The organism is Shewanella sp. A22 (genome assembly GCF_053850585.1).
In genome coordinates, this window is the sequence record NZ_JBSQBN010000056.1 from 16,943 (window position 1) to 28,799 (window position 11,857).

Here is an 11,857-nt window from a genome sequence, read left to right on the forward strand (position 1 = left end):
CAATAGGCTACTTGGTTGGTTTTCTGACACTAAATTTTTGAGAAAACCAGTGTATTACTGCCACTTGCTGTATATGAGTTAACCCAAAGTACACACAAATCCACGGCGAGATAAGTAAAAACCAAGGTAAAGCGGCAGTGGAGCGGCCCGAAAAGAATAAATATAAAAAACCACCATAGATAATAATAACGCCAAGTACTCCCACGACAAGCATGATTTTTTTAAGCAGGTATTCTAACTTTGCCACGAGATTAATCCTTAAAAGTAAAAAGTCACGCCGAGCATAAGCTCGGCGTGACAACATCATAACAAACTGATTATGTGAAATACTACCCGCTTATAAGCGAAGGCCACCGTCAATCTCAAAGACTCGACCATTAACGTAATCGTTTTCAATGATAAAGCGTACGGTTGAAGCCACTTCTTCAGCTTGACCTAAACGCCCTACTGGCACCATTTTCTCTAAACGTTCTAACGCTTCAAGCTTCATGGCTGCTGTCATTTCAGTAGCAATAACCCCTGGAGCAACTGCTGCACTACGTATATTATGGCGAGCTAACTCTTTAGCCCAACCAACAGACATAGCTGCAACGCCGGCTTTAGATGCTGAATAGTTTGACTGGCCCATATTACCGGCTTTCGCAATACTAGAAATATTAATAATCACGCCATTTTGCTGGGTTTCAATCATTGCCGCAGCAGCTTCACGTCCACACAAAAATGTGCCCGTTAAGTTAACGTTAATAACAGATTGAAATTGCTGATACGACATGCGATCAGTCACAATGCCATCTTTAGCTTTAATCATTAGACCATCGCGTAAAATCCCAGCATTATTGATTAACACATTCACTTGGCCAAAATCTTCAACAATATATTTAAAACCCGCAACCACATCTTCTTCATCAGTAATGTCTAGGGCGTAACCTTGCACTTCAGTTGTCGCGCCTAAATCAGCACAGGCTTGCTCAAGCTTAGTTTGATCAACATCGATAAGCGCCAACTTAGCCCCTTGAGCAGCTAAATCGTGTGCCATTGCTAGACCTAATCCACCTGCTCCGCCAGTAATGACGACAACCTTATCTTTTAATTCCATCAACTGAATCCTTTATTTTTTCTTTGAAAATTGTTCAAAAATACTTGAGAAATCGCGACGACCATGACCTTGACGAGCATGATTAACATATAAACTACGAGCCAATGACCCCATAGGTGTGCTTGAGTTCGACGCTATTGCGGCTTCTTGCGACAAGCCTAAATCTTTTACCATTAGGTCAACCATAAAGCCACCTTGGTAATCTTTTGACGACGGCACATTTTCCATCACATCTGGGCATGGATTGTATTTCTCTAACGTCCAGTTACCGCCGCTACTGACTTTCATGATATCAGACAACACTTTAGGATCTAAACCATTATCCAAACCAAGTTGTAACGATTCGCTAGTACCCACCATCAACACAGACAACAGCATGTTATTACAAATTTTAGCGATTTGGCCTGCTCCCACGGCCCCTGCATGAAAAATATTGCCCCCCATCACAGTTAATACCGTTTGCGCTTGGGTATAAGCAGTATCACTACCACCACAAATAAAGGTTAAGGTCCCCGCTGCTGCCCCCGCAGTGCCACCAGAAACTGGCGCGTCCATAAATTCAATGCCTTTTTCGGCCGCTTTAGCGCCTACTAAACGTGCGCTGTCGGCATCGATGGTCGAACAATCTATCAATATTGCCTGTGTAGATACCACATCCAACAAACCTTTACTGCTATCATCACCTAAATACAAACCACGCACATGCTTACCTGCTGGCAACATGGTAATCACAAAATCTGCTGCTGCAGCGGCACCACAGGCCGTTTTTGCGCTTAATGCACCTTGTGCCGTTAACGCTTCTACGGCAATAGGATTTAAGTCGAACACCGTCACTGTCATGCCCGCTTTCACTAAATTGGCCGCCATTGGGCCGCCCATGTTACCTAAACCAATAAATGCTACTGTTGCCATGTCATTAATCCTTTTTAAGTAAAGTCAGCTAATGGGTGTTTATCTTCAGCCCAAGGCGAGGTAAGCAATTGAGTCACTTTATTCGCATCCACTGCGTCTACATCTGCAAATAACCATTTAGGTTGGCGATCTTTATCAATCAACAAAGCACGCACACCCTCACAAAAATCGCCCATAGAGCAACTGTTAACACTTACTCCAAGCTCCCACTTAAAACAATCAGCCAAACTCAATTCTTTGCCTAATGCTGCTTGAGCAAAAATAAGATGCCAACTAATTGGGCTCCCTGCTAAGGCTGTTTTTTGTGCTCTTTTTAGCCAATCTAGATCAGTGTTTAAGGTGGATAATTGATGATGTACATCGAGGATGTCGCCCGCCATTAACAAATCTATTTGTGCTTGAAATTGTTGCAGTGGGCTAACAGATAATGCAGCTAAATGAGGCTCACTCATGTTGGTCAACAGCCCACTTAACAGTTGATGATTCTGGTTATTATCTTGACTCCACGCCAGTTCGGCCATGGCATCAAATAATGGTTCTTTTTCATCGCTATTTAGAAGATAGTTTCCTAGACCAACATAAAGCGAATCTGAGGCATTCATGTTATACGCGGTTAACCCCAAAAACAGCCCTGTCTTACCCGGCATCCGGTTTAGAAAATAACTAAAACCCACATCGGGATATAAACCAATAGTGACCTCCGGCATGGCAATACGACTGCGCTCAGTAACAATACGATGGCTACAACCTGCCATGAGTCCAAGCCCGCCGCCCATTACAATACCATCCCCCCATACCAAAACAGGTTTGCCGAACTGATGCAACAAGTAGTCTAGTTGGTATTCTTGAGTAAAAAAACGGCAAGCTTCTTCGTTGATATGGTCAGGGTTTGCGATAGAAGCATGGTAAATTGCACGTACATCGCCACCGGCACAAAATGCTTTTTCTCCCGCTCCAGTTAACACCACACAGGCGATAGTGTTATCGGTTTTCCAGCGAGATAATTGGGCTTGCATGGCGGCAACCATGTCGAGAGTCAGTGCATTAAGCGCTTTTTCGATATTTAATGTTACGACGCCAATAGATTGACCTGATAGCGTGCCTAATGTTTGAAATATTACATCTTGAGTCATTAGCGGTTCTTCCAGTTAGCGGCGCGTTTTTGTAAAAAGGCATTCACACCTTCAGCTTGATCTTCGGTATCAAATAAGCCGATAAATAATTCGCGCTCAAGCGGCAATGCTTGGGCTCGTGGCATATTACGTCCAGCTTGGATTAACGTTTTACATACACTAACACTGCTAGGTGACTGTTTGGCCACTTTCGCTGCTAATGCTATTGCGGCATCAAGGGCTTGTCCTTCGTCGACGACCTCCTCGATAAGGCCGATTTTCTCCGCTTTGGCGGCATTAATGCGTTCGCCACAGAGGATCATTCTTTTTGCCCAACCTTCACCAACTAACGCCGTTAAGTTTTGAGTACCACCCGCACAAGGTAAAAGCCCCACAGAGGCTTCAGGTAACGCCATTTGTGCTTGTGCTTCTGCAATACGTAAATCACAAGCCAATGCGACTTCTAATCCCCCCCCCATGGCGTAGCCATTGATCGCTGCAATTGACACTCCACGAAATGTACTCAAGGCTTCAAAGGCTTCACCAAAGTGTTTTGCCATGGTGGCGGCATTGTCTTTGTCGCCATCAGCAAATAAATTCAAATCAGCCCCCGCGGAGAAAAACTTATCACCTTGTCCGGTGATCACAAGGGCATAAACTTCCTTGTTTTGATTCAGTTCAAGCACGATATGCTTGAGTACTTGTAAACTGTCTGCTGTCCAAGTATTTGCTGGTGGGTTATTCAACGTCAAAATGGCCGTATGGCCTACAATATGTTTAAAAATAGCTGGTTGTGCTGTCATGATGTTATATCCTTACAGTAAAGCGTCTCAAGTAAATAAACCTTTACAGGATTGGATGAGCATCGCTGGCCAGCAAACGACGGGCAATGATTAAACGCATTATCTCGTTAGTGCCCTCTAAAATTTGGTGCACTCGTACATCACGAAAATGACGTTCTAATGGATATTCACGGATATAACCATAACCGCCGTGAATTTGCAGTGCACCGTCACACACTTGGAAACCCACATCAGTAGCAAAACGCTTAGCCATTGCACAATAAGCACTGGCCTCTGGGTCTTGAGTATCTAATTTAAAGGCCGCTAAACGTACCATTTGGCGGGCAGCCACTAATTCGGTTGCCATGTCAGCCAGTTTGAACTGCAATGCTTGGAATGCCGCTAGCGGTTTACCAAATTGCTTACGTTCATTCATGTATTCAGTTGCACGAGTCAGTGCAGCTTGGGCCGTACCTATTGAACAGGTAGCAATATTAATACGTCCGCCGTCTAGGCCTTTCATGGCAAAAGTAAAACCTTGGCCTTCTTCGCCAAGTAAGTTAGCTGCGGGCACGCGCACGTTTTCAAAACTAATTAATCTTGTTGGCTGTGCGTTCCAACCCATTTTATCTTCAGCTTTTCCGTATGTAACACCGGCCGCATCAGCAGGTACAGCAATAGCAGAAATCCCTTTAGGGCCAGCTTCGCCAGTACGGCACATCACCACTAATAATTCGGTTTCACCAGCACCAGAGATAAACATTTTTGAACCTGTGATCAGGTAATCATCACCATCACACACAGCTTTGGTTTGCAATGAAGCCGCATCACTACCGGCACCAGGCTCCGTTAAACAGTAAGAAGCTAATAACTGCCCTGTGGTTAAGCCTTCTGACCACTGTTTACGTAGGGTTTCAGTGCCCCATGTGGTGACCATCCAAGTAGCCATATTATGAATCGTTAACATTGCCGTAGTGGCGGTACAACCGTGAGCTAATTCTTCAAAAATAATGGAAGCGTCTAAACGAGACAAACCCATGCCGCCTTCTGATTCTGGCGAATACAATGAACAAAAACCCAGTTCACCGGCTTTTTGAATCACGTCTTTAGGAAAATGATGTTCTTCGTCCCACTTAGCGGCAAATGGCGCTAACTCATCGGCGGCAAATTGACGGGCTAAATCAGCAAACTGATGCTGATCTTCGTTTAAATTAAAATCCATGCTGGACTCCTAATATTGTCTTGGATGACTCTTGGGTCATTTGAAGTTTTGCCCGTCTGCGGCTTAAGCTGCTTACCCATTAGATAGTCTGTGTTACAACGTCATCTAATGGTACGGGTCAAAATTGTCTTGTTGAATTAGTTGATAAATATTGCCGCGACAAATCAAGGTTGATTACTAAACACTCTTAAAATCAGAAATTTGTCGCGACAAACAGAGACTAAACCGAACTACGTTTATTTCAGGTCAATGCTCATGTTAGGACCGCTAACGACTTCTGTATCAAACCAGCGTGAAGTGATGGTTTTGGTTTCGGTGCAGAAACGCACCGCCTGCTTGCCGTAGGCATGTTGGTCGCCATAGAAACTGCCTTTCCAACCGGTGAACGAGAAGAAAGGTAATGGCACCGGAATTGGTACGTTAATCCCTACTTGGCCGACTTCTATTTCGTGCTGATATTTACGAGCGGCACCGCCAGATGCAGTAAAGATAGAAGTGCCATTGCCGTAAGGACTGTTGTTAACCAGCTCAATAGCATCATCTAAATTGTCCGCTTCCATACAACACAAAACAGGACCAAAAATCTCTTCTTTGTAAATGCTCATGTCGGTGGTGACATTGGTAAACATGGTTGGGCCAACCCAGTTACCCGACTCGTAACCAGCTAAGGTAAAGTCGCTGCCATCTAATAAGCATTCAGCACCTTCAGCTTTGCCTTGGGCAATAAGTTTGAGTACCCGCTCTTTTGCCGCAGGGCTAATCACTGGGCCGTAAGCAGCGTTTTTGTCATCCCACAATCCTGGGCGAACTTTCGCTAACGCCTCTTTTAACTCAGGGATCCATTCTTTGGCTTTACCTACAAACACTGCAACCGAAATAGCCATACAGCGTTGACCAGCTGCTCCCACTGAGGCACCAACCATGTTGTTGATCACTTGCTGCTTATTAGCATCAGGCATGATCACGCAATGGTTTTTAGCCCCCGCAAACGCTTGCACACGTTTTAGATTGTCGGTACCGGTTTTGTAAATGTATTGACCAACCCCCACAGAACCAACAAACGAAATCGCTTTAATAGCAGGATCTCTAAGCAAAATATCAACTGCAGTTTTGTCGCCATGAATAAGTTGTAATACACCTTTTGGCGCACCCGCTTCAACAAACAACTCTACTAAACGTTGCGGCGTCATCGGATCTTGTTCAGAAGGCTTTAAAATAAAGGTATTACCGCAAGCAATTGATAATGGGAACATCCATAACGGGATCATTGCGGGGAAGTTGAATGGCGTAATACCCGCACACACACCTAATGGTTGCGTGTAACTGTAGGTGTCGATGTTACGGGCAACGTTTTCTACCGTTTCGCCCATCATCAATGACGCTACGTTACAGGCATGTTCGGCTACTTCAATACCACGCCATACATCGCCTTTAGCATCTTCAAAGGTTTTGCCGGTTTCTTGGGCCAAAATGGTCGCCAGTTCATCGTGATGTTCTTTTAGCAAATGTTGGTAACGCAACATGACGCGCGCACGTTCAGATACGGGCACTTCTTTCCATGTCTTAAACGCTTCTTTAGCACTGTGTATAGCCAATTCGACTTCGGCAGTGGTAGCACAGTTAATGTTGGCGATAACTGAATTATTAGCAGGGTTAGTGACATCAATATTGCGATCGCCATTGCCATGTGTGAATTCGCCATCAATGTAATGCTTAACTTGTGTGATCATGTTGCTTTCCTCGATCCTTGAACATCTTATGAGTGAAACAAGCTCACTCGTATTGAGTTACTGCACAGGTGACGCGATTTGTTGTGTTTGTCAGTCTCACTAAAGTGGCTGCGTGTACATCTACCTGTGCGGTGGTCTTGTCGAACTTAACTTGTATTGTCTATTTACACTTCTATCGCCATTGCTGTAGCTTCGCCGCCACCAATACATAACGATGCTACGCCACGCTTAAGGCCACGTGCTTTTAAGGCGTAAATCAATGTGACTAACAAACGCGCACCAGAACAACCAATTGGGTGTCCCATTGCACATGCACCGCCATTAACGTTGACTTTACTGGCATCTAATTTCAGTTCAGAAATCGCCAACATGGTGACCATGGCAAACGCTTCATTAATTTCAAATAAATCGACGTCATCTTTACTCCACTGCACTTTATCGAACAGTTTTTGCATCGCGCCAACCGGTGCTGTGGTAAACATCGACGGTTCTTGAGAATGGGTAGTGTGACCTTTAATAGTCGCTAATACGTTTAAACCCAGTTGCTGTGCTTTTTCGCGTGTCATTAACATTAGCGCTGCAGCGCCGTCTGAAATTGAACTAGAGTTGGCTGCTGTAATCGTGCCGTCTTTGGTAAATGCTGGACGTAATGTCGGAATTTTTTCTGGGCGGGCGTTACCTGGCTGCTCGTCAGTATCAACAGTCACGTCACCGCGACGCGTGCTCATGGTGACAGGCACCACTTCATCTTTAAATGCGCCAGAGTTAATCGCTGCATTAGCTTTTTCGAGCGAACTTAATGCAAAAGCATCCATTTGCTCGCGGGTTAGGCCAAAGTCATCTGCCGTTTTTTGTGCAAATGTACCCATTGCACCACCAGTGTAAGCATCTTCAAGGCCATCTAAAAACATGTGGTCCATCACTTTGCCATGGCCCATACGCATTCCGCTGCGCGCTTTGTCGAGCAAATAGGGTGCTTGGCTCATATTTTCCATGCCGCCGGCCACTACCACTTGGCTTGATCCCGCTTTAATTGAATCATGCGCTAACATCACGGTTTTCATTCCAGAACCACAGACTTTATTGATTGTTGTCGAGCCGGTACTTAATGGCAAACCTGCTCCTAGAGTGGCTTGACGAGCAGGCGCTTGACCCAGTCCTGCTGGTAATACACAACCCATTAGCACTTCGTCAACGTTGTCGACACTGATACCTGCTTGGGCAATAAGACCTTGAATAGCGGTTGCCGCTAATACTGGTGATGCCACTTCAGACAATGCCCCTTGAAATCCACCCATAGGCGTACGTTTCGCGGCAACAATAACAATATCTTGACCCGTTTGCTCTGTACTCATAACCACTCCAATTTACTGCACTTAGAAAAAATAACATCACACCACTTTGACGTTGACGCTAACGTAAAGCAAGTAAAAAATCATCTAAATTGTGATGTTAATCTCATTGTGTTGTCATTGAAGATTTACACTGGAAACTTTAAATCACAAAAATCAAACTAATAGATTGTTTATAAAAGCGTTATTCTTGGTTAAGTTTACGGGAGAAAATTGAATTGAACTTTAGTCTACAAGATGAAATAGAAGCGGATATTGACGGGGTGTGATGTTAATAAAAAAGGACTATGGTGCATTTTACCCCTAGTCCTTTGGTATTACTTTTTATTTTCCCAAGGCGTTTTTGCGCTCATGTCGGTTAAGTCATAGGGGGTTAGCTGGTATACATAATAATTAAGCCAATTACTAACAAGTAAGCTGCCATGACTATGCCAGCGAGCAATAGGGTCTTGGTTCGGATCATCTTGGCGATAATAGTTTTGTGGAATATCAGGATTAAGCCCTTGGCCTACATCACGTTGATATTCTTCATTTAAGGTCTCTTTTTGATACTCAGGATGGCCCATTACAAATAAATTGTGATTATCTCGACTCAGTACAATATATGCCCCAGCATCGTCAGACTCAGCCAATATTTCTAAATCAGGATGTTGGCGAATTTGTTCTATGTCCATTTCAGCAAACCGTGAGTGAGGGGCAAAAAACTCATCATCAAATCCTCGTAATAATGGATGAGGATCACTGGTGCGACAATGATTGAACACACCTGAGCGCTTATTTTGCAATAACTGGCGTTGTAATCCATACAAATGATACAAACCAGCATGAGCAGCCCAGCATAAAAACAGTACCGATGTAACGTGGTTTTGCGACCAGTCGATGATTTCACGAATATGGTCCCAATAGAGCACATCTTTAAAATCAATTTGCCCAAGTGGTGCACCCGTGATGATAAGACCATCATAATTATTATTGCGTACATCTTCAAAATCACGGTAAAACGTGTTCATGTGATCAACTGAGGTGTGCTTAGATTCTTTATCATGAATACGCAATAAATCGACCCCTACTTGAAGAGGTGTATTACCGAGTAAACGCAGCAATTGCGTTTCTGTCTCAATTTTATTCGGCATTAAATTCAAGATTAATACCCGCATAGGACGAATATCCTGATTAGCAGCACGGGTTTCTGACATCACAAAGATATTCTCTGACTCTAAAATACCTGCTGCAGGCAGATTATCTGGAATTCGAACCGGCATACGTCTTACCTTTTAGGTTAATTAAACACAGACAGTTTGATTGATAGTGCAGTAAATGGATTAATGTTGATAAACCATTTTGTTTACCACATCACAAATTCAACATTCTGTTAGATTCATTCAGTAGTCAACATCACCATTTAGTATTAACGCACCTTTACCGTGGTAAAGATGACCAAACACAGACAGAACGCTATATTAGCGAAGTTGTGTACCAACAATCATTTATATATCCATCATACACAAGGATGTCTAGAAGTCTACACGTCTTAAGTTGAATTTTTTTCGCGCTTGTTATCAACAAGCGATATTTCTATTATGAGTCACTACTTAAGATGAGGTTAACTATGTCAATTGCGACAGCTATGATAATTGGTGCAAGCTCCCAGCTCAGTCAAACTCTTGCTAAACAATTATCTGCACAACAGGTTTCGCTAGTTCTTTTTGTTAACGACCCTGATTCGCTCAGCGAGTTTTGTCAAAGCCTGCCTGGTGAAGTCAGTGTGTATCCGTTAACGATTAACCAGCCAGACACACTAATAACACAACTTAATGCGGCTTGGAGCAAGCATAATGGTGCCCATTTAGCCATCATTAATACAGGTGTTAATGATTATGACGCCACCCTACCGTGGTCTATTGACCAACATACTATTGACGTTAATGTCATGGGGTTTGCTGCTGCTAGTCAGTGTATTTTTAAATTGATGTGCGAACAAGGATACGGTCAACTCGCCGCTATCAATTCAATAGCAGGCCAACGCGGAGGCCCTAATGTGGCTTATCATGCCTCCAAAGCCTTTGCTACAAATTATCTGCAAGGGCTTAGCATGCATGCTCAGCGCTTAAAACTGCCTATTACCATCAGCGATATTCAATTAGGTTTATTTGATAAAGCGGTACATTTAAATACCCAATTATTGTTGTCACCCATTGATAAAGTGGCTGAACAAATTTTAACGGCGCTGAAAAAAGGAAAACGTCGAGTGTATGTAACTAAACGCTGGCGCATAGTCGCGTGGATAAACCGATTACTTCCAGAATATATATACAATACCCGCCATTGGAAACCCAAAAAAAAGTCTTAATCATATAAAAACAGGAACTCATGAGTTCCTGTTTTGTTATCCAAAGATAATTAAATATTAGTAGGTATAGCCAACACTAATCATATACACCCATGGATCAATATCAGTATCGACTACAAGGTGATCTGCGCCCATGTCAAAACTCACATCAGTTGATATTTTCGCATACCATACTGACGCGTTAACTAACCAATCCTTGTTAATTTTGTAATCTAGGCCAACTTGAGCCGCTAGCCCCCAAGAGTTAGACAAACTTAAATTATCTAAACCAAGGTCTTTTGCATCTTGGGTAAATTCACTATCAAAAAAGTTAGTAAAGTTAACGCCAACACCAACATATGGACGTAATGCAGACTGAGCATCACCAAAATAATATTGAGCAACTAATGTCGGTGGTAAATGCTTAGTCTCAGCAATTTTACCTAACGCGCCAAGCGATACATCATGGCTGAACGGCGATGCAGCTAATAGCTCAACCCCCCAATTATCAGTTAACATGTAACCAAAATTAAGCCCTAACTGAGTATTACTGTTCACGCCAAATTCGGCTACACCGGCAACAACAGGGCTAGACTCATTTGGTGCCACAGTCGCAACACCCGCCCGCACGATAATATCACCCTCTTGATGTGCCGAAGCACAAAAAGATAAACCAGCAGTTAATAACGATACAGCAACTATACTTAGGGTACTTTTCTTATTCATTCTTAACACTCCTTGGCAATAACAACGAGATGCAATTTTGTGCATCCTCATCACTTGTCGCTAACCTACCTAAGTCGTTTTAGAATAACGTTGATGCAGATCAATAAAAGCAAAATACCTCTATAGAGGTATTAACTTAGTTCAAATTTGGTTGATTTGGATCACAAAAAAGCACCAAAAAGTGACCAAAGAGGTATTTATTAGTTGGGTTTTGTAGGTTTATTAATATGGATTTTCGACGTTGATTATTCTGTAACAAATAAATTGGGGTAATCGATTAACCACGCTTTTTGACTAACCCGGGCATTAAAAATAGACTTATTACGTTTAGGGTTTGCGGTTAAAGAAAAATCATATAAACAACCTAGGCCAAATACACTAGTGACATGTAAAACAAACTCTGAGTCGATTTGATCATTCACTTGGATTAACTTAATGCCGATTGCTGTTTTTTTTTCTGGCCAATATGATACCAATCCTATTAAATATGTGATCTTTCAGCGGGAGTTCAAAGTGCTGTAGGCAAGGCAGATGATTGAAGCGAATAGTGATTCTCGGTAACAAGCTCCTGCGTTACTCTACCTCCAGCATCCATG

12 protein-coding genes are annotated in these 11,857 nt (G+C 43.0%); 1 reads left to right on the forward strand and 11 read right to left on the reverse strand.

From position 1 onward, the window contains the following. Positions 1-7: 7 nt before the first annotated feature. The 9 genes from ACWXWT_RS11515 to metA form a co-directional block, all read right to left on the reverse strand. Complete coding sequence (locus ACWXWT_RS11515) at positions 8-214, reverse strand: hypothetical protein (RefSeq protein WP_456041738.1); 207 nt, start codon at positions 212-214, stop codon at positions 8-10. A gap of 123 nt (positions 215-337) precedes the next feature. Then, a complete protein-coding gene (locus ACWXWT_RS11520; RefSeq protein WP_456041727.1) occupies positions 338-1,096 on the reverse strand; it encodes an SDR family oxidoreductase in 759 nt (252 codons plus the stop codon). Positions 1,097-1,108: 12 nt separating this feature from the next. After that, positions 1,109-2,008 carry a 3-hydroxyisobutyrate dehydrogenase gene (gene mmsB / locus ACWXWT_RS11525; protein ID WP_456041728.1) on the reverse strand — a complete coding sequence of 300 codons (900 nt, stop codon included), beginning with the start codon at positions 2,006-2,008 and terminating at the stop codon, positions 1,109-1,111. A 14-nt stretch (positions 2,009-2,022) separates the two neighbouring features. Continuing rightward, positions 2,023-3,141, reverse strand: a complete 1,119-nt coding sequence (locus ACWXWT_RS11530; RefSeq protein WP_456041729.1) for an enoyl-CoA hydratase/isomerase family protein — start codon at positions 3,139-3,141, stop codon at positions 2,023-2,025. Then, positions 3,141-3,923: an enoyl-CoA hydratase gene (locus ACWXWT_RS11535; protein ID WP_456041730.1), complete on the reverse strand. Its 783-nt coding sequence runs from the start codon at positions 3,921-3,923 to the stop codon at positions 3,141-3,143. The genes ACWXWT_RS11530 and ACWXWT_RS11535 overlap by 1 nt, the downstream gene beginning before the upstream one ends. A gap of 43 nt (positions 3,924-3,966) precedes the next feature. Next, positions 3,967-5,124 carry an acyl-CoA dehydrogenase family protein gene (locus tag ACWXWT_RS11540; protein ID WP_456041731.1) on the reverse strand — a complete coding sequence of 386 codons (1,158 nt, stop codon included), beginning with the start codon at positions 5,122-5,124 and terminating at the stop codon, positions 3,967-3,969. 236 nt (positions 5,125-5,360) lie between these two features. After that, positions 5,361-6,854, reverse strand: coding sequence for a CoA-acylating methylmalonate-semialdehyde dehydrogenase (locus tag ACWXWT_RS11545; protein ID WP_456041732.1), 1,494 nt, complete (start codon positions 6,852-6,854; stop codon positions 5,361-5,363). 164 nt (positions 6,855-7,018) lie between these two features. After that, entirely contained in the window at positions 7,019-8,209 is a 1,191-nt protein-coding gene (locus tag ACWXWT_RS11550; protein WP_456041733.1) for a thiolase family protein, read from the reverse strand. Positions 8,210-8,523: 314 nt separating this feature from the next. Then, positions 8,524-9,468 (reverse strand): homoserine O-succinyltransferase MetA, encoded by a 945-nt coding sequence (gene metA / locus ACWXWT_RS11555; RefSeq protein WP_456041734.1) that lies wholly within the window; start codon positions 9,466-9,468, stop codon positions 8,524-8,526. Between the two features lie 347 nt (positions 9,469-9,815). Between metA and ACWXWT_RS11560 the strand changes: the two genes are divergently transcribed. Continuing rightward, positions 9,816-10,556, forward strand: coding sequence for an SDR family NAD(P)-dependent oxidoreductase (locus ACWXWT_RS11560; protein ID WP_456041735.1), 741 nt, complete (start codon positions 9,816-9,818; stop codon positions 10,554-10,556). 57 nt (positions 10,557-10,613) lie between these two features. Here the strand turns inward: ACWXWT_RS11560 and ompW are convergent, their stop codons facing one another. Continuing rightward, complete coding sequence (gene ompW / locus ACWXWT_RS11565; protein WP_456041736.1) at positions 10,614-11,261, reverse strand: outer membrane protein OmpW; 648 nt, start codon at positions 11,259-11,261, stop codon at positions 10,614-10,616. Positions 11,262-11,506: 245 nt separating this feature from the next. Beyond that, positions 11,507-11,737 (reverse strand): nucleotidyltransferase family protein, encoded by a 231-nt coding sequence (locus ACWXWT_RS11570; RefSeq protein WP_456041737.1) that lies wholly within the window; start codon positions 11,735-11,737, stop codon positions 11,507-11,509. Positions 11,738-11,857 lie beyond the last annotated feature (120 nt).

Bases quoted from the DNA above. Each gene is read 5' to 3' on its own strand.
- ACWXWT_RS11515 (WP_456041738.1), bottom strand. From the start codon at position 214: ATGCTTGTCGTGGGAGTACTTGGCGTTATTATTATCTATGGTGGTTTT.
- ACWXWT_RS11520 (WP_456041727.1), bottom strand. From the start codon at position 1,096: ATGGAATTAAAAGATAAGGTTGTCGTCATTACTGGCGGAGCAGGTGGA.
- mmsB (WP_456041728.1), bottom strand. From the start codon at position 2,008: ATGGCAACAGTAGCATTTATTGGTTTAGGTAACATGGGCGGCCCAATG.
- ACWXWT_RS11530 (WP_456041729.1), bottom strand. From the start codon at position 3,141: ATGACTCAAGATGTAATATTTCAAACATTAGGCACGCTATCAGGTCAA.
- ACWXWT_RS11535 (WP_456041730.1), bottom strand. From the start codon at position 3,923: ATGACAGCACAACCAGCTATTTTTAAACATATTGTAGGCCATACGGCC.
- ACWXWT_RS11540 (WP_456041731.1), bottom strand. From the start codon at position 5,124: ATGGATTTTAATTTAAACGAAGATCAGCATCAGTTTGCTGATTTAGCC.
- ACWXWT_RS11545 (WP_456041732.1), bottom strand. From the start codon at position 6,854: ATGATCACACAAGTTAAGCATTACATTGATGGCGAATTCACACATGGC.
- ACWXWT_RS11550 (WP_456041733.1), bottom strand. From the start codon at position 8,209: ATGAGTACAGAGCAAACGGGTCAAGATATTGTTATTGTTGCCGCGAAA.
- metA (WP_456041734.1), bottom strand. From the start codon at position 9,468: ATGCCGGTTCGAATTCCAGATAATCTGCCTGCAGCAGGTATTTTAGAG.
- ACWXWT_RS11560 (WP_456041735.1), top strand. From the start codon at position 9,816: ATGTCAATTGCGACAGCTATGATAATTGGTGCAAGCTCCCAGCTCAGT.
- ompW (WP_456041736.1), bottom strand. From the start codon at position 11,261: ATGAATAAGAAAAGTACCCTAAGTATAGTTGCTGTATCGTTATTAACT.